This is a genomic window from Anaeromyxobacter sp., assembly GCA_016718565.1.
GTDB lineage: Bacteria > Myxococcota > Myxococcia > Myxococcales > Anaeromyxobacteraceae > JADKCZ01.
The window spans coordinates 169,475-185,594 of the sequence record JADKCZ010000001.1; the positions used below are offsets into that span (position 1 = coordinate 169,475).

The window sequence follows — 16,120 nt, forward strand, 5'->3', positions numbered from 1 at the left end:
GCTGTCTCTGTGCGCGGACCCGGCTCGTGCTGCCACGGGCGGTCCCATCGGGGGCACCATGGCCGAGATCCAGACCGCTTCACCCGGGAACACCCGCCGCCGCACCGCCACCACCTGCTGGAGGCGCCTCGCGCCGGGCCTCGCGCTGGCCTGGCTGGTGGCCTGCGTGCCGCTGCCGCCGAAGCCGGCGCCGGACGGCGCCACCGCGCGGCGCACCTGGATGGGCGCGCGCCAGGCCGAGCGATTCCTCGACCGGGCACCGGATGCGCAGCACTTCATCGCCCCCGGGCTGCAGGGCGTCTTCGCCGAGCTGCGCGACCTGCCGGCCGACGCCCCGCCGGCGCCGGGGTCGCTCACGCCCTACGCGCCCTACCGGCACCTCGCCACGCCGCCCGATCCGAAGCGCTACAACCTGCGCCAGCTGGTGGTGAAGGTGGCGCAGGGCGCCGCCGTGCGGCTGCGCGGCGGCCAGCTGGTGCCGGCGGCGGAGGTCGCCACGCCCGACCAGGCGCGGCGCCTGGAGCGCGCCGGGCTCACCCCGGAGGCGCTCCTCGGGGACCTGCGGGCGCTCCAGGTGGCGGTGAAGGCCGCCGGCGGGACGCTCGGGCGCGCCGCGCCCCGGCTCGACGAGGCCGACCTGCAGCGGCTGCACCGGCGGGCCGAGGCCACCACCGGCCGCGAGCAGCCGGATCCCAACCTCTTCTACTTCGTGCACCTGCCGGCGGGCACCAGGCCGCTGGCGGCGGCCGCGCTGCTCACGGCGCTGCGCGGCCTCGGCAGCCTCGAGACGACCTACTTCCAGCCCATCCCCATGAACGCCCAGGTGGTGGACCAGCCGCCCACCACCACCATCGACGTGACCGACGCGCAGGGGTACTTCAGGCCGGCGCCGACGGGCATCGACGTCGACCTGGCCAGCCGGCTGCCGGGCGGGGACGGGGCGGGCGTGCGGGTGGTGGACGTCGAGGCGGGGTGGGACGACCGCCACGAGGACCTGCCGCCCATGGCCTTCCGCCTCGGCGTCAACTGGGGCGACGACCACGGCACCGCGGTGCTCGGCGAGATCGCCGCGGGCGTGAACGGCTTCGGCGCCAGCGGCATCGCGCCGGCGGCGACGGTGGGCTGGTCGTCGGTGACCAACCTCGACCCGTTCGCCGCGCCCATCTACTTCTACAGCGTCGCCAACGCGCTCCTGATGTCGGGCCTGACCCTGCGCGCCGGCGACATCGCGCTGATCGAGCAGCACTTCCCGGACCTCCTGGCCGGGCCCTGCCCGAACCGGTGCAACTGCGAGCAGTTCGGCTTCGTCGCCGTGGAGACGGTGCCCTACGAGCACCTGGCCATCTCGCTGCTCACCGGGGCCGGCGTGGTCGTCGTCGAGGCCGCCGGCAACGGGCAGACGCTGGTGACGCCCGCGTCGCCGGCCGACTCGGGCGCCATCGTGGTGGGCGCCAGCAACGGCGACCTGACGCCGGCCTGCTTCTCCAACTTCGGCCCGCGGGTGGACGTGCACGCCTGGGGTGGCGGCATCGGCAGCCTGGGCTACGGCGAGTCGCTCTTCATGCGGGTCGACGCCGGCGGCGCGCCGGTGCTGGACGCCACCGGCACCCCGATCGTCGACCTGCTGCCCGACCCGGCCATGCGCGCCAACGGCGCCGACGCCACCCAGTGGTACACGCGGCTGTTCGGCGGCACCTCGGGGGCCTCGCCCATCGTGGTCGGCGCGGCCGCCCTGGTCCAGTCGACCCGGCTGGCGGCCGGCCTGGGCCGCCTGGCCCCGGTGGCGCTGCGCACCCTGCTGGTGGCCACCGGCACGCCCCAGGCCGCCGGCACCATGCCGGCCATCGGGCCCCAGCCCGACCTGGCGCGGGCGGTGGCCGGGTACCTCCCCGACGCGGCGCGCTTCGTCGGCCAGGCCGGCGCGCCCCTCACGGTGGCGCCCGGGGCCACCTTCTCGCTGACCACGCAGTTCGACAACTCCGGCAGCGCCCGCTGGACCGGCGGCCACGTCATGTCGGTGGCGCCGTCGTTCCAGAGCGGCCAGCAGGAGTTCGCGGGGCCTTCGCTGCCGCAGGGGCGCGCCGCCGCGCCGGTGCAGCCGGGCGACCGCGTCACCGGGTCCATGGTGGTGAGCGCGCCGGCCCAGCCGGGCACCTACCGGCTGGTGGTCCAGCTGGTGGCGCCGGGCGGGGTGGTGCTGGCCCGCTCGCCGGCCGCCGCGGTGGTGGTGGCGCAGCCCAACACCCCGATCGACAACGCCAGCATCGTCGTCGACAGCGCGCCGGGCTCGCTGCAGGACGGCCAGACCGGCAGCGTCACGGTGACCGCCACCAACATCGGCACCACCACCTGGACCACGCCCTCCCACCGGCTGGTGCTGGCGCGTGGCCTGCGCATCAGCCTGCCGCAGTTCGGCAAGCCGGTGGTCGGCGGCGTGGCGCCGGGGCAGAGCCAGAGCTTCACCTTCGAGGTGATCTGCAACGGCAGCGGGCAGGGGTGGTTCCAGGCGCAGATGGGCGCGACGAGCGGCCGCTTCGGAGGGACCGCCGAGCGCACCATCGTCTGCCAGCCGTGAGGCGCTGGCGGCCGTCCGGACGGGACCGCCCGGACGGCCGGGGGCGGGAGGCGGCGGGCGCCCGCCCCCGGCGTCAGCGCCCGCCCCGGGCCTCGGCCACCAGCCGCAGCACCACCTCCCGGAGCGTGGCCGGGTCGAAGGGCTTCTCGATCTGGAGGTTGCCCACGCTGGTCATGTAGTCGGAGGCCCTGGGCGTGAAGGCGCCGCCGGACATGAAGACCACCCGGCTGGCCAGGGCCGGGGCCAGGTCCACCAGCCAGGCGTGCAGGTCCATGCCGGTCAGCTCGGGCATCATCAGGTCGCACAGGATCACGTCGAAGCCCCGGTCCCGCTCCAGCAGCGCCTGGCCCTCCCGGCCGGAGGCGACGGCCACCACCTCGTGCTGGCTCCCCAGCAGCCGCACCAGCACGCGGCGCACCTGCTCCTCGTCGTCCACCACCAGGATCCGCCCGCGCACCGGCTGACGGGCGGGCCGCTCCGGGGCGGCCGCGCCGGGCGGCCCTGCGGGCGGCGCCGGGCAGGCGGGCAGCCGCACCACGAAGCGCGCCCCATGGCCGACCTCGCTCTCGACCCGCAGGTCGCCGCCGAACCCGGCGACGATGTTCCGGCTGATGGCGAGCCCCAGGCCGGAGCCCGCGCCGGGCTGCTTGGTGGTGAAGAACGGCTCGAAGATGCGCTCCAGGTCCTCCGGCCGGATCCCGTGGCCGGTGTCGGAGACCTCGGCGAGCACGTGGTCCCCGGTGGTCCAGGTTCGCACCAGGATGCGGTGGTCGTTCACCCGGCCCTCGTCGATGGCGTGGGCGGCGTTCAGGATGAGGTTCAGGAACACCTGCGAGAGCTTGCCGTCGGAGGCCAGGACGGTGGGCACCTGGCCGAGCTCGGTGACCAGCCGGGCCCGGTACTTCACCTCGTTGTGCGCCATGGTGACGGCGGCCTGGACGGCGAGGTTCAGGTCGACGTGCGCCAGCTCGACGCGCTCGACGCGCGAGAAGGAGCCCAGGCTCTGCGAGATCTTTCGGATCCGGTGGATCCCCTCGAGCGCGCCCTGGACGCAGGTCGCCAGGCCCTGGAGCCTGGCCGGGTCGACCGGTCCGGCGCCGTCCCCGGCCAGCCGGGGCAGGTCCTGGGCGACGGCGTCGACGTTGGCCAGGACGTAGGTCAGCGGGTTGTTGATCTCGTGGGCCACGCCGGCCGCCAGCATGCCCATGCTCGAGAGGCGATCCGCCTGGGCCAGGCCCACCTGCAGCCGCTTGCGCTCGGTGATGTCGAACAGCACGATGAGGTGCTCGCCGAACCAGGCCGGCGAGAGGGAGGCGGCGCTGGCCAGCACGCTCCGGTCCGAGCCGTCGCGGCAGCGCATCTCCACCTCCTGCGGCGTGAACGGCTCCCCGGTCCGCCGGGAGCGGTCCAGCTCGGCCTGCCAGGCCTCGGCGACCTGGCGCCGGTAGGCGGGGTCCGGGTAGGCCCTGGGCCACCACTCGGCGAGGGTGGGGATGTCGTCCAGCGTGTAGCCGAACGCCTGCGTGAAGGCCGGGTTGAGGAAGGTGATGCGCTGCTGGTCGTCGTTCAGGGCCAGCGGGACGGGCGAGGCCATGATGATCTCGCGGAAGCGCTCCTCGCTGGCCTTCAGCGCCGCCTCGGCCCGCTTCCGCTCGGTGATGTCCTCGGAGACGCCCAGCAGGTACTTGGTGGTCCCGTCGGCCCCGCGGATGCACACCTTGCGGGTGTGCAGCAGCCGCAGCCCCTGCCTGGCCGTCAGGATCTCCTCCTCCGGGATGTCCAGGACGCCGGCGGCCCCGTCGAGCACCTCGCGGTCCTTCGACATGAAGTGCGCCGCCTGGTCGGGCGGGAAGAGGTCCAGGTTGTTCTTGCCGAGTAAGGTGCTGCGGTCGTACCCCACCAGCTCCTCGCCGGCGCGGTTGAACAGGACGAAGCGCAGGTCGGAGGCCTCCTTGAGGAAGACCATGAGGGGCACGTTCTCCAGCACCGCCTCGACCAGGGACTTCGACTCGCGCAAGGCCTCCTCGGCCCGCACCCGCTCGGTGACGTCACGGACCACCTGCACGACCGCCGGGCGCCCGTCCCACTCGACGACGCTGGCGATGACCTCCACGGGGAACAGGGAGCCGTCCCGGCGCCGGTGGTCGCGGCGGGCCTTGGGCAAGGGGCCGGGCCGGAGGTCGCGCAGGGCCTGCTCCGGCTCGGCGGCGACCAGGGCGATGCCCTGGCCGAGCAGCTCTGCCCGCGTGTACCCGTAGATCGGCGCCGCCGCCGGGGTGACCTCGAGGATCAGGCCGCTCCCCTGGTCGACGACGAAGACCGGATCGGCCAGGGACTCGAAGAGCCGCCGGTAGCATTCGTCGCTGGCGCCGGGCAGGACCTCGATCGGCTGGTCCACGCAGTCCCCCTCGGACGCCAGGCGCCCTGCCGACACGGTCCCACGCTCGGTATGTCCCGGCAAGGGGCGCCTCGGCCCCGGGGCCCCCGGCGCCTCGGCGTGGGTGCTCGGGACCCACACCACGCCACGCCCCCGGCGCGCCGCGGGCGTCTCCTCGGCGCCCCGGGCGAGCGCCGCCGCGACCGGCCGCCCGCGGCGCCGGCCTGGCGGTATCATGCGCGCCTTGCCCCGCTCCGCCCGAGCCCGCCACCTCGCCTTCCCGCTGGCCGTGGCCTGCGCGGTGCTGGCGCCCCTGGCCTTCCACTGGGCCGGCGGCCGGACCCTGGCCTGGTTCGACACGCTCCGGCTCTACGCGCCGCAGCGCTGGCTGGTGGACGAGGCGCTGCGCTCCTTCCGCCTGCCGCTCTGGAACCCGTTCATGGGCGCCGGCGTGCCGTTCCTGGCCGACGCCATCCACGGGGTGCTGCACCCGGTGTCGGTCCTGACCGCCTGGCTGGGAACCGGCCGGAGCGCGGACCTGCTCATCGGCGGCCACGTGGCCTGCGCCGGGCTGGGCGCGGCGCTGCTCACGCGCGACCTGGGGGCCTCCCGCGCCGGCGCGGCCGCGGCGGCCTTCACCTACGGCCTCTCCGGGTTCGTGCTGTCGATGGCCGGCAACCTGGTCTTCCTGGCCGGCGCCGGCAGCCTGCCGTTCTGCCTGGCCGGCCTGCGCCGCTTCGCGGCCGCTCCAGGCCCCGCCACCCTGGCCATGGGCGCCGCGGGGGCGATGGTGCTGGCGCTCTCCGGCGACGCGCAGGCGCTCATGGTGGGGGGCGCCCTTTCGCTGGCCCTTGCCCTCGAGGTGGGCGGCTGGCGCGGCGCGGCGCGGGCGGTGGCGGCCGGGCTGATCGGCCTGCTGCTGGCCGGCGTGCAGCTGGTCCCGTCCGCCGTGCACCTCCCCCGGACCGACCGGGCCAGCGGGAGCTGGGTCCCGGTCCCGGGGGTCTGGGCCTTCGAGCCCTGGCGCCTCCCGGAGCTGGTGCTGCCCGGGCTGGCGTGGGGGCCGGACCCGCTGCTCGACCAGGTCTTCGAGGCGATGGGCGGCCCTGGGCGCTGGCCGGCCGGCGGGCTGCCCATCCCCTTCGCGCCCAGCGTGGCGGTGGGGCTGGTGCCGGTGGCGCTGGCGCTGGCGGGGGGCGTCCAGTCCCGCCGCGGGCGGTGGCTCGCCGGCCTGGCGCTCGCGCTCCTGTGGGGCGCGCTCGGCACGCGGCTGGGCGCCGACGCGGTGCTGCGCCAGGTGCCGCTCTGGAGCGCCTTCCGCTACGCGGAGAAGCTGGTCGGCCCGCTGTCGCTCCTGGTCGGGGTGCTGGCGGGGCTCGGGCTCGACGCCGTCGTCGAGCGGCGCCGGGCCGCGTGGCTCGCCCTGGGGACGGCTGCGGCGCTGGGGCTGGCGTCCGTCCTGGCGAGCCGCCTCATGGCCGGCGGGCTCCCGCCCGAGGTGGCGGCGCTGGCAGGCGCCCGGCTCCTGCGGGGCGGGTGGCACGTGGCCGGGGCGCTGCTCGCCTTCGGCGGCTGGGTGCTCCTCGGCGAGCGCGCCGGCGCCCAGGTGAGCGGCGGCGCCCTGGCCGCCCTGGTCTGGGCCTCTGCGGTGGCGGCCTCGCCGGCGGCGCTGCGCCCGGGCGACCCGGCCATCCGCCTCACCTCGCCCGGCCCGGCGCTCACGGCGGCGCCCCCCGGTCCCCGCATCCTGACCCCGTACACCTACGAGCCGCTGGCCAGGGATCCCGGGCTGGACTGGACCGACCAGCAGGGGCGGGAGCACGCCGCGCTCGGGTACCCGGCGCACCACGTGCGGCACAGGCTCGACTCGCTGGCCGACTACGGCGCCATGCGGCCCGGGCGGCTGGCGCGGCTCCAGGCGGCGCTCTGGCCGACCTGGCCCAGGGAGGCCAGGCGCTACGGCGCCACCCACGTGGTGGTGGCGCCACCCACCACCGAGGACCAGCGGTTCCTCCACGACCTCGCCACCCGCGGGGCCACCCGCACGCCGCTGGCGGCGGGCCCGGGCGAGGTCTGGAGCATCCCCCACCGCGCCTGGGCCAGCTTCCCGGAGGCGCTGCGCCCGGTGGCCGACGAGGCCGCCGCCATCCGGGAGACGGTCCAGACGCCGTTCGAGGCGGCCGGGGTGGTGGTGCTCGAGACCCGCGGCCGGCCCAGCGCCGCGCCGGGGCGGGTCCTCTCGGTGGAGCGTGGCCTCGAGTCGCTGCGGGTGGAGGCCGAGACGGCCGGCGACGCCACGCTGCTGATCGCCGACGCCTGGTGGCCAGGCTGGGAGGCGACCATCGACGGGGCCCGGGCCTCGATCCTCCCGGCCGACGTGGTGCTCCGGGCGGTCCCCTGGCCGGCGGGCCGGCACGTGCTGGAGATGCGCTACCGGCCGCCCGAGGTGGCGGCCGGGCTCCTCGCCTCGGCGCTGGGGCTCGGGCTGCTGCTGGCCTGGGGTGCGCGCCTGCGCCGCGGCCGATAGCGCCCCGCCCCGGTCACCCCGGCACGGCACGCGCCGACCCACGGCGCGGTGAGCGTGCTCCTGGCCACCGCGCGCTACCTCTACCTCGGCTTCGACGACGCGGTGAATGGGGCCCAGCTCTTCCGCGCCGCGGTGGCGCCCACCCGGCTCTCCGACTTCAAGGGGCGCGACGGCTGCTCGGTCGGAGCGGCCGGCTGCGTCGGGCTGGGCGGCGCTGGCTTCGGCGCCCCGGCCCGGACCCGCTTCCTCGACGCCCGCGCGCTCGCGGCCGGCGGCCAGACCACGGTCTACGTGGCGGCCGGCGACGCGTCCGGTCCGCTCCAGCTCTTCGCCCTCCCGGAGTGACCATGCCCACCCTGCTCATCGCCGACGGCGACCCGACCGTCCTGGCCGTGCTGGCCGGCCACCTGGCCGCGCCGGGCCGGACCGTGCTGCTGGCCGAGGACGACGAGCACGTGCGCCCCCTGCTGGCGCGGGCGCTGCGCAACGCCGGGTTCGAGGTGCTGCAGGCGCCGAGCGGCCAGGCCGCCCTGGAGCTGGCCCGGGCCCTGAGCGGCCGGCCGGTCGTCCTCGGGCCACACGACCCACGCGCCTGGCCGCACCGCGCTCAGGCCTTCTTCACGAACTCCGACTTGAGCCCCATGGCGCCGACGCCGTCGACCTTGCAGTCGATGTCGTGGTCGCCCTCGACCAGCCGGATGTTGCGCACCTTGGTCCCCACCTTCACCACCGAGGAGGTGCCGCGGATCTTCAGGTCCTTGATCACCGTGACCGTGTCGCCGTCGATGAGCACCGTGCCGAAGGCGTCGCGGACCACCAGCCCCGGCTCCGCCGCCGCCGCCGCCGCCGCCGCCGCCGGGGCGCCGGGCGCCCACTCGTGGGCGCACTCCGGGCAGACCAGCATGGCCCCGTCCTGGTAGGTGAGGGTGGACTGGCACGTCGGGCAGGCGGGCAGGTCGTTCATGGCGGGCGTCTTACCCCCGATGCCTCCTACTGTCTCCAGCTGACTCCCACCAGCAGGCTCGGCAGGAGCCAGGGCTGGTTGACGGCCCGGTCCGCGTCGCTCCAGGTGAAGTTCTCCCGGCCGTTGTTGACGTTGTTGGACGAGTAGCTGGCGTCGTGGCCATAGACCGTCTGGGTGGGGAACCAGTCGAGCCCGAGGCTGGCGGTCAGGCTCCAGCGGCGGTTCACGGCCAGCGAGCCACGGGCGCCGACGCCGAGGCCCCAGGCGTTGGAGGTGATGATGAAGTCCTCGTTGCCGCCCACGTACTTGAAGCGGCCGGAGTACATCGAGTAGCGGACGCCGCCGAACACGCCGGCGTCCTGCAGGCCGCTCACCTTCAGGCCCCACACGCCGTCGACCCGGAAGTCCCAGACGCCGCCGCTCTCCTCCGGCGTGCCGTTGGTGTTCTCGTTGATGAAGACGCGCCGGGCCAGCGCCGCGTCGCCCGGGTCGATGAAGGCGTGCCCGATGCCCACGTCGAAGGAGAGGGGGAGCTTCTTGACCACGCCGGTGGCGGTGCTGGTGAGCCGCAGCACCCCACCGCCCTGCCAGCCGCCCAGGGCGGTCCAGCCGAGGTCGATGGCGCGGGCCGGGGCGGGCCCCAGGGCCGAGGCGGCGAGCAGCGAGAAGAGGGCGAGGCGGGACAGGCGGCGGGACATGAGGCCTCCTCCGGACGCAGGTGGTGATGGCGGAAGACCAAAAACCTAGGGTCCGCGGCGCCGAGCGTCAACGGAGGCGGAGTCGCACCATTCCCTCCATGCGCCCACCGAGGGAGGCGCTCAGTAGGGCCGCTGCCCGCTGATGTTCCCGCCCGGGCCGTAGTCGCACACGATGGTGGAGCGGAACCGCAGGGCCGGGCAGTCGCGCCGCGCGCAGCCCAGCGCCGTGCTGGCGGCCCAGACCACCTGCGTGTAGTGGCCGCAGACCTGGCCGCTGGCGCAGGTGTTGGTGGCGTGGTCGTAGTGGGCGGCCTCGCCGCTCCAGCTCGCCACCGCATCGGTGCCCGCGGCGGTGCCGGTCGAGGCGTAGATGTTCTCGCCCACGTAGAACGGGTGGCCGTCGCTCCGGCCAGGGTTGTGGTCGACCAGGCCGGAGGGCTGCTGCACGTCCACGCAGCGGGCCGCCCAGGCCGCCGCGGTGGCCGCCAGCGCGGCGTCCCAGGCGAGCGGGCCGACGCCGACGCCGCTGCGGACGGCGTTGTGGGCGGCGGTGATGCCGGCCAGCTCGGCCGGCTCGGTGGCCGGACCGGTCGGTCCGTCGGCCACCGCCGCGGCGCCGCCGCAGCCGGCGAGGGCCACCAGGAGTCCGAGCAGCGGCAGGCAGCGCGCGCGAGGGGTCATGGCCCGACGATGCCACATCCCGCCCTCCCCGTGCCCGCCGGCCCGCCCCGCCGGCCGCGAGGGGTCGAGCCGCCTGGCCGGTGCGCATCCTGTCGCACCCGCGCTGTCCAGCCCATGACCAGCTGTCCCCGCACGATCAGTCCAGTTACCCTCACGGTATGACCACCAAGCACCCGGGCTCGGCCGCGCTGGCGGTCGTGCCCGCCGCCAACCGGGCCGATCTCTTCGCCCGCTGCCGCGCCTTCACCATCACCGGCGAGCTGAAGGCCGCCGGGCTCTACCCGTACCACCGGCCGGCGCAGGGCGGCCCGGACGCCATCTCCGAGGTGCAGGGCCGCCCGGTGCTGATGTTCGGCTCCAACAACTACCTGGGCCTGGCCACCCACCCGCGGCTGGTGGCGGCAGCGACGGCGGCGCTGGCGCAGTGCGGCGTGGGCACCACCGGCTCGCGCCTGCTCAACGGCACCCTCGACCTGCACCAGCGGCTGGAGGCGCGGCTGGCCGCCTTCCACCGGCGCGAGGCGGCGGCGGTCTTCTCGGTGGGCTACCTGGCCAACCTGGGCGCCATCTCGGCCCTGTGCGGCCCCGGCGACCTGGTGGTGCTCGACCGCCTGGCCCACGCCAGCCTGGTGGACGCCTGCAAGCTGGCCGGGGTGCGGGTCAAGCGGTTCCGCCACAACGACCCGGCCCACCTGGCGCGCCTGCTGGCGTCGGAGCCGGACCGGCCGGCGCTGGTGGCGGTGGACGGGGTCTACAGCATGGACGGCGACCTGGCCCCGCTGCCCGAGCTGCTGGCGGCCTGCCGCCGCCACGGGGCGCGGCTGCTGGTGGACGACGCGCACGGGGTGGGCGTCTTCGGGCCCACCGGCCGCGGCGTGGCCGAGCACTTCGGGCTGGAGGCGGAGATCGACGTGCTGGTGGGCACGCTCTCCAAGGCCACCGGCACGCTGGGCGGGTACGTGGTGGCCGACGCCCCGGTGGTGGAGTACCTGCGCCACCTGGCCCGCCCCATGATCTTCACCGCCTCCGGGCCGGCCGCGGTGCAGGCCGCCACGCTGGCGGCGCTGGACCTCATCGAGGAGGAGCCGGAGCGGCGCCTGCGGCTGTGGGAGAACACCCGCCGGCTGCAGTCCGGGCTGGCGGAGGAGGGCTTCGACATCGGGGTCACCTGCTCGCCCATCGTGCCGGTACAGGTGGGCCAGCAGGAGCGGCTCTTCACCATGTGGCGGCGGCTGGAGGCGGACGGGGTCTACGCCAGCCTGGTGCTGCCCCCGGCGGTGCCGCCGGGCCGGTGCATCCTGCGGCTCACCGTCATGGCCACCCACACGCGCGAGCAGGTCGACCGGGCGGTGCTCGCCATCGCCGCGGCGGGCCGCGAGGCCGGGGTGCTGCCGGCAAGGTAGGCCGGCCAGGGCGACCCGACCCCGCGCCGGCGGCCGATCCGGCGACGGGAGGGGATTTCTTCATGGCCTCTCAGGCCGCCGCCGCCGGGTGGAACAGCCTGGCGCCGTCGGCGCCGGCCACCAGCACCGGCCGGGACAGCCGCCGGCAGGGGCCGCACCAGGCCCAGACCATCGACCGGGTGAACCGGGCCGCCACCGCGCCGCCGCAGGTCGGGCAGCCGCCCTCGACCTGGACGTCCTCGTCGCTCCTCGGCTCCCCTGGGCGCTGGCTAGTCATCGTGTCACCTCACCCATCCAGGTAAGGCTCATTCGCGGCTTGGCAAGCGGCGGGGGTGCCGATCACCGGGTCACACCCACTCCGCCTCCGCCGTGAAGTGGCGCAGCACCCCGGCCTGCTTCACCAGCCGCACCCCGCGCACCTGGCCCGCCCTGGCCTTCAGCTCGCAGATCACCTCGGCGGCGTAGTCGAAGTGGCTCTGGGTGTAGACCCGGCGCGGGAAGGCCAGGCGCACCAGCTCCAGCGGGTGGAAGGTCTCGGTGCCGTCTGGCAGCCGCCGGCCGAACATCACCGACCCGATCTCCACGCCGCGGATGCCGCCCTCCAGGTAGAGGGCGGCGGTGAGCGCCCAGGCCGGGTACTGCTCCGGCGGCAGGTGGGGCAGGAAGGCGCGCGCGTCCAGGTAGACGGCGTGGCCGCCGGTGGGCTCCACGATCTGCACGCCGCCCGCCAGCAGCTTCTCGCCCAGGTACTCGGCCGTGCGCAGCCGGTAGCGCAGGTAGTCCTCCTCCAGCACCTCCTCCAGGCCGGTGGCCAGCGCCTCCAGGTCGCGCCCGGCCAGCCCGCCGTAGGTGGGGAAGCCCTCGGTGAGGATCAGCAGGGTGCGGGCCGCCTCCACCCACCGGTCCTCCCTGAGCGCGATGAACCCGCCGATGTTGGCCAGCCCGTCCTTCTTGCCGCTCATGGTGCAGCCGTCGGCCAGCGAGAAGGCCTCGCGGGCGATGTCGGCCACGGCCCGCCCCTCCTGGCCGGGCTCGCGCAGCTTCACGAACATGGCGTTCTCGGCGAAGCGGCAGGCGTCGATGATGAGCGGCTTGCCGAAGCGCGCCAGCAGCGCCCGGTAGGCCCGCAGGTTGGAGAGCGACACCGGCTGCCCGCCGCCGGAGTTGTTGGTGAGGGTGATCATGCCGAAGGGCACGCGGTCGCCGCGCTCCCGCAGCAGCGCCTCCACCCGCTCCAGGTCCACGTTCCCCTTGAACGGGTGGCGCGTCCGCGGCGACAGCCCCTCGGGGATGACCAGGTCGGCCGCCTCCACGCCGCCGTACTCGAGGTTGGCGCGGGTGGTGTCGAAGTGGGTGTTGCTCGGCACCACGTCGCCCGGGCTGGTGGCCACCTTGAAGAGGATCCGCTCGGCGGCGCGCCCCTGGTGCACCGGGATGACGTGCTGGTAGCCGGTGAGCGCACGCACCACCCGCTCGAAGCGGAAGAAGCTGCGGGCGCCGGCGTAGCTCTCGTCGCCCACCATCAGGCCGGCCCACTGCCGCGCCGACATGGCGCCGGTGCCGGAGTCGGTGAGGAAGTCGAGGAGCACGTCGTCGGCGGCCAGCGCGAACACGTTGAGCCGCGCGGCCGAGAGCAGCGCCTCGCGCTCGGCGCGCGTGGTCATGCGGATGGGCTCCACCATCTTGATGCGGAAGGGCTCGAAGCGGCTGTGTGGCATGGGCGCACCGTGGGGGCCGGGAGCGGCGTGGCGAGGCCGGGAGGGCGACCGCCGCCGCGCGGCGGAGGCGCCACCCACACGCTGAACCCCGCGGAAACAGGGCGCAAGCGGCGCGTGCCGGCCGCCCCGCCAGGGTCCTCGGGTGATCGCCCGAGGCCGGACTCGGGACTCCCCACCCCCGGACCACGGACCGCGCCCCGCCCGGATCGGGCGCCCGACGCGGCGGCGCCCCGGACTCAAAGCCGCGCGATCGGGGAGTTGGCCCAATATCGGCGGCGGCTCTGATCGACGATATTCACTGACGAAGGGAGCGACACATGACGACCAACCTCGACAGCGCGAAGACGACCCTGCAGGCAGCGGCCCGCGGGCTCGGCCAGCTGGCCGCGACGCTGCTGGCCACCCTGGCCCCCGGCCTCGTGCCCGGTGAGGCGCACCTGGCCGGCGCGCCCTGCCGCGCCCCGGCCCGCGCCTCCACCCTCGACGAGGACCTCGACGAGCTCCTCCTCCACATCCAGCGGCGCCGCGCCTGCCGCTGAGCTTCCCGGCTTCCCCACCCACTTCCCAGCCTCACCGAACGGAGCAGACCATGACGACCCACACCGGCAACTCCAGCGTCCAGAGCGGCTACTACCTGAACACCCGCAGCTTCGCCATCGAGGTGGTCCCCGAGGGCGGCGGCACGCTGCCCGGCGCCGCCACGGCGAAGTACGTCTCGGTGCCCTTCCCGGCGCTCTTCCTGGTGGTGCCGGTGGTCGGGCTGGCGTTCCTCATGTTCCTGCCGGCCATCGGGTTCGCGCTCTTCGCCCAGGCCCTGGTCATGAAGGTGACCGGGCACGTGGCCGAGGGCGCCTCGTCGCTGGCCGCCTCGGTGGCGCCCGACCTGGCTCCCGGCGCGGCCTACCTGGCCGGCCACAAGGACGCGGAGAAGAAGGACGCGCCGGTGACGCCCGAGATCGAGAAGCTGGAGGGGGAGATCAAGGCGAAGCGCGGCGAGTAGCCGCCAGCGCGGCGCGGTCCGAAGGAGGACCGCGCGGGGCAGCGAGGGGGGCCGGCACCGCGAGGTGACCGGCCCTTCGCACGCCGGAGCGGCGCCCGCCGGCCGTCTCGCGGCGCGGCGGGCGGCCACCTCAGGCGGCGCGCAGCCCGAGCGGGCCGAGCGCCGCGGCGCCATCCGCGATGGCCCGGGCGAACTGCTCCCGGCTGCGCAGGCCGATGCCGTTGGCGGCGTCCTCGGCCGCGTACTCGGCGATGGCGCGCTCGATGGGGGTGCCGGCGGCGGCGGGGCTTCCCGGCGCGCCGCCCAGCAGCCGGTCGAAGTCGGCGTAGGCCCGGGTGTAGACGTCGTAGAGCTCGGCAGTGGTCATCGGCGGTCTCCCACCGGCGCCCTCGCCCCCGCCACCCCACCACCACGCCCTCTCGAGCCGCCGGACTTGCACAAGGATGATCTCGAAGCGGATCCGACGCAAGGGGGGGCGGTGCCGGCGGGTGAACGAAGGTGTGACAGGTCGGTGCCCTTGACGACTGCAACCGGCACAATTACAGAAAAGCCCACGATGGCCTCCGGAAAGTTCGCCATGGCGGTGCACGCCCTCGCGGTCCTGGCCCAGGACGCGGACGGCTACCCCAGCGAACACCTGGCCGGCAGCGTCAACACGCACGCCGTCTTCCTGCGGCGCGTGCTGCGGCGGCTGGCCGAGGCCGGGCTCATCGCGGCCCGCGAGGGGAGGGGCGGTGGCTACCGCCTGGCGCGCCCGGCCGACCAGGTGACCCTGGCCGAGGTCTACCGGGCGGTCGAGCCGGAGGGGCCGCTCGCCCCCAGCCCCTGCGACCCCAACCTGCGCTGCCCCGTGGGGGCCGGCATGCGCGCCGCCTTCGCCGGCGCCGCCGCGGCCGCCCGCGCCGGCGTGGAGTCCGCGCTGGCCGGGCAGACCGTGGCCGACGTGGCCCGCACCGCGGTCCGCCGCGGCAAGTCGGCGCGCGCCGCCGCCGCACCCTGAGCGCCGCGGCGCGCCTCCCGCCGCTCGCTCAGCGGCGCGCCCGCAGGTAGGGCGCCGGCCAGGGGCCGTCCACGCCCAGCTCGGCGGCCGCCCGCAGCGGGAAGCGCGGGTCGCGCAGCAGCTCGCGCCCCATCAGCACCAGGTCGGCCTGGCCCTCCCGCAGCACCTGCTCCGCCTGCGCCGCCCCGGTGAGCAGCCCCACCGCGGCGGTGGCCACGCCGGCCTCGCGCCGCACCCGGGCCGCGAAGGGCAGCTGGTAGCCGGGGGCCACCGGCACCGCGGCGGTGGGCACCAGCCCGCCCGACGAGCAGTCCACCAGGTCCACCCCCAGGGCGCCGAGCTGGCGCGCCAGCGCCACCGTCTCGTCGGGCGTCCAGCCGCCCTCGGCCCAGTCGGTGGCCGAGAGGCGCACCAGCAGCGGCAGCGCCTCCGGCCAGACGGCCCGCACGGCGCCCACCACCTGGCGCGCCAGGCGGGTGCGGTTCTCGAAGCCGCCGCCGTACCGGTCGGTGCGCCGGTTGGAGAGCGGCGAGAGGAGCTGGTGCAGGAGGTAGCCGTGGGCGGCGTGGACCTCCACCACCCGGCAGCCGGCCGTGAGCGCCCTCGCCGCGGCGGCGGCGAAGGTGGCCGGCAGGGCGTCGAGCTCGGCCGCGGTGAGCTCCACCGGCGTGGCGTGCCCGCCGGCGAAGGGCAGGGGGCTCGGCCCCACCGGCGCCCAGCCGCCGTCGCCCGGCAGGAGCGGCGCGCCGCCGGCCACCCAGGGCGGCCGCACCGAGGCCTTGCGCCCGGCGTGGGCCAGCTGCACCCCGGCCACCGCGCCCATGGCCTCCACGAAGCGCACCACCCGGGCCAGCGGCTCCACCTGGGCGTCCTCCCACAGCCCGAGGTCGGCCGCCGAGATGCGGCCGCGGGCCTCCACCGCGGTGGCCTCGAACAGCACCAGGCCGGCGCCGCCCTGCGCCAGCCCGCCGTAGTGCACCAGGTGCCAGTCGGCGGCGCGCCCCTCCACCGCCGAGTACTGGCACATGGGGGAGACGCCGAGGCGGTTGCGCAGGGTGACGCCGCGCAGGGTGAGGGGGTCGAAGAGCATGGCCGCCTTCTGCCACGGGGCGGCGCCGGAGAGAAGCAGCGGGCGGCGACCCGGGAGGTCGCCGCCCGCTCGAGGGCCAGGCTGGTG

General features: G+C 76.0%; 15 protein-coding genes. 7 read left to right on the forward strand and 8 right to left on the reverse strand.

Annotated elements, in window-relative coordinates:
- The first annotated feature begins 58 nt into the window (after nt 1–58).
- Nucleotides 59–2,575, forward strand: a complete 2,517-nt coding sequence (locus IPO09_00725; GenBank protein ID MBK9515875.1) for a S8 family serine peptidase — start codon at nt 59–61, stop codon at nt 2,573–2,575.
- Nucleotides 2,576–2,648: 73 nt separating this feature from the next.
- Here the strand turns inward: IPO09_00725 and IPO09_00730 are convergent, their stop codons facing one another.
- Nucleotides 2,649–4,973 carry a PAS domain S-box protein gene (locus IPO09_00730; GenBank protein MBK9515876.1) on the reverse strand — a complete coding sequence of 775 codons (2,325 nt, stop codon included), beginning with the start codon at nt 4,971–4,973 and terminating at the stop codon, nt 2,649–2,651.
- Nucleotides 4,974–5,196: 223 nt separating this feature from the next.
- Between IPO09_00730 and IPO09_00735 the strand changes: the two genes are divergently transcribed.
- A complete protein-coding gene (locus IPO09_00735) occupies nt 5,197–7,479 on the forward strand; it encodes a hypothetical protein (protein MBK9515877.1) in 2,283 nt (760 codons plus the stop codon).
- Nucleotides 7,480–7,527: 48 nt separating this feature from the next.
- Nucleotides 7,528–7,824 (forward strand): hypothetical protein, encoded by a 297-nt coding sequence (locus IPO09_00740; GenBank protein ID MBK9515878.1) that lies wholly within the window; start codon nt 7,528–7,530, stop codon nt 7,822–7,824.
- A 262-nt stretch (nt 7,825–8,086) separates the two neighbouring features.
- Here IPO09_00740 and IPO09_00745 read toward each other — a convergent pair whose 3' ends face one another.
- The 3 genes from IPO09_00745 to IPO09_00755 form a co-directional block, all read right to left on the reverse strand.
- Nucleotides 8,087–8,443, reverse strand: coding sequence for an alkylphosphonate utilization protein (locus IPO09_00745; protein MBK9515879.1), 357 nt, complete (start codon nt 8,441–8,443; stop codon nt 8,087–8,089).
- Between the two features lie 26 nt (nt 8,444–8,469).
- Nucleotides 8,470–9,141: a hypothetical protein gene (locus IPO09_00750; protein ID MBK9515880.1), complete on the reverse strand. Its 672-nt coding sequence runs from the start codon at nt 9,139–9,141 to the stop codon at nt 8,470–8,472.
- 120 nt (nt 9,142–9,261) lie between these two features.
- Nucleotides 9,262–9,822, reverse strand: a complete 561-nt coding sequence (locus IPO09_00755) for a Fis family transcriptional regulator (GenBank protein ID MBK9515881.1) — start codon at nt 9,820–9,822, stop codon at nt 9,262–9,264.
- A 158-nt stretch (nt 9,823–9,980) separates the two neighbouring features.
- Here IPO09_00755 and IPO09_00760 point away from each other — a divergent pair, with 158 nt between their 5' ends.
- Nucleotides 9,981–11,225: an 8-amino-7-oxononanoate synthase gene (locus tag IPO09_00760; protein ID MBK9515882.1), complete on the forward strand. Its 1,245-nt coding sequence runs from the start codon at nt 9,981–9,983 to the stop codon at nt 11,223–11,225.
- 70 nt (nt 11,226–11,295) lie between these two features.
- Here the strand turns inward: IPO09_00760 and IPO09_00765 are convergent, their stop codons facing one another.
- Together IPO09_00765 and IPO09_00770 are read right to left on the reverse strand one after the other, a co-directional pair.
- On the reverse strand, nt 11,296–11,502 hold the full coding sequence (locus IPO09_00765; protein MBK9515883.1) for a hypothetical protein: 207 nt from the start codon (nt 11,500–11,502) through the stop codon (nt 11,296–11,298).
- Between the two features lie 70 nt (nt 11,503–11,572).
- Complete coding sequence (locus IPO09_00770) at nt 11,573–12,943, reverse strand: tryptophanase (protein MBK9515884.1); 1,371 nt, start codon at nt 12,941–12,943, stop codon at nt 11,573–11,575.
- 317 nt (nt 12,944–13,260) lie between these two features.
- Here IPO09_00770 and IPO09_00775 point away from each other — a divergent pair, with 317 nt between their 5' ends.
- Nucleotides 13,261–13,482 carry a hypothetical protein gene (locus IPO09_00775; protein MBK9515885.1) on the forward strand — a complete coding sequence of 74 codons (222 nt, stop codon included), beginning with the start codon at nt 13,261–13,263 and terminating at the stop codon, nt 13,480–13,482.
- 50 nt (nt 13,483–13,532) lie between these two features.
- Nucleotides 13,533–13,943 (forward strand): hypothetical protein, encoded by a 411-nt coding sequence (locus IPO09_00780; GenBank protein MBK9515886.1) that lies wholly within the window; start codon nt 13,533–13,535, stop codon nt 13,941–13,943.
- Between the two features lie 130 nt (nt 13,944–14,073).
- Here the strand turns inward: IPO09_00780 and IPO09_00785 are convergent, their stop codons facing one another.
- The gene (locus IPO09_00785; GenBank protein ID MBK9515887.1) at nt 14,074–14,310 is read right to left on the reverse strand and encodes a hypothetical protein; all 237 of its coding nucleotides are present in this window, start codon (nt 14,308–14,310) and stop codon (nt 14,074–14,076) included.
- 189 nt (nt 14,311–14,499) lie between these two features.
- Here IPO09_00785 and IPO09_00790 point away from each other — a divergent pair, with 189 nt between their 5' ends.
- Nucleotides 14,500–14,943, forward strand: coding sequence for an Rrf2 family transcriptional regulator (locus IPO09_00790; GenBank protein ID MBK9515888.1), 444 nt, complete (start codon nt 14,500–14,502; stop codon nt 14,941–14,943).
- Between the two features lie 28 nt (nt 14,944–14,971).
- On the opposite strand, the gene IPO09_00795 is transcribed toward IPO09_00790, so the two are convergent.
- Entirely contained in the window at nt 14,972–16,033 is a 1,062-nt protein-coding gene (locus IPO09_00795) for an NADH:flavin oxidoreductase/NADH oxidase (protein ID MBK9515889.1), read from the reverse strand.
- Nucleotides 16,034–16,120 lie beyond the last annotated feature (87 nt).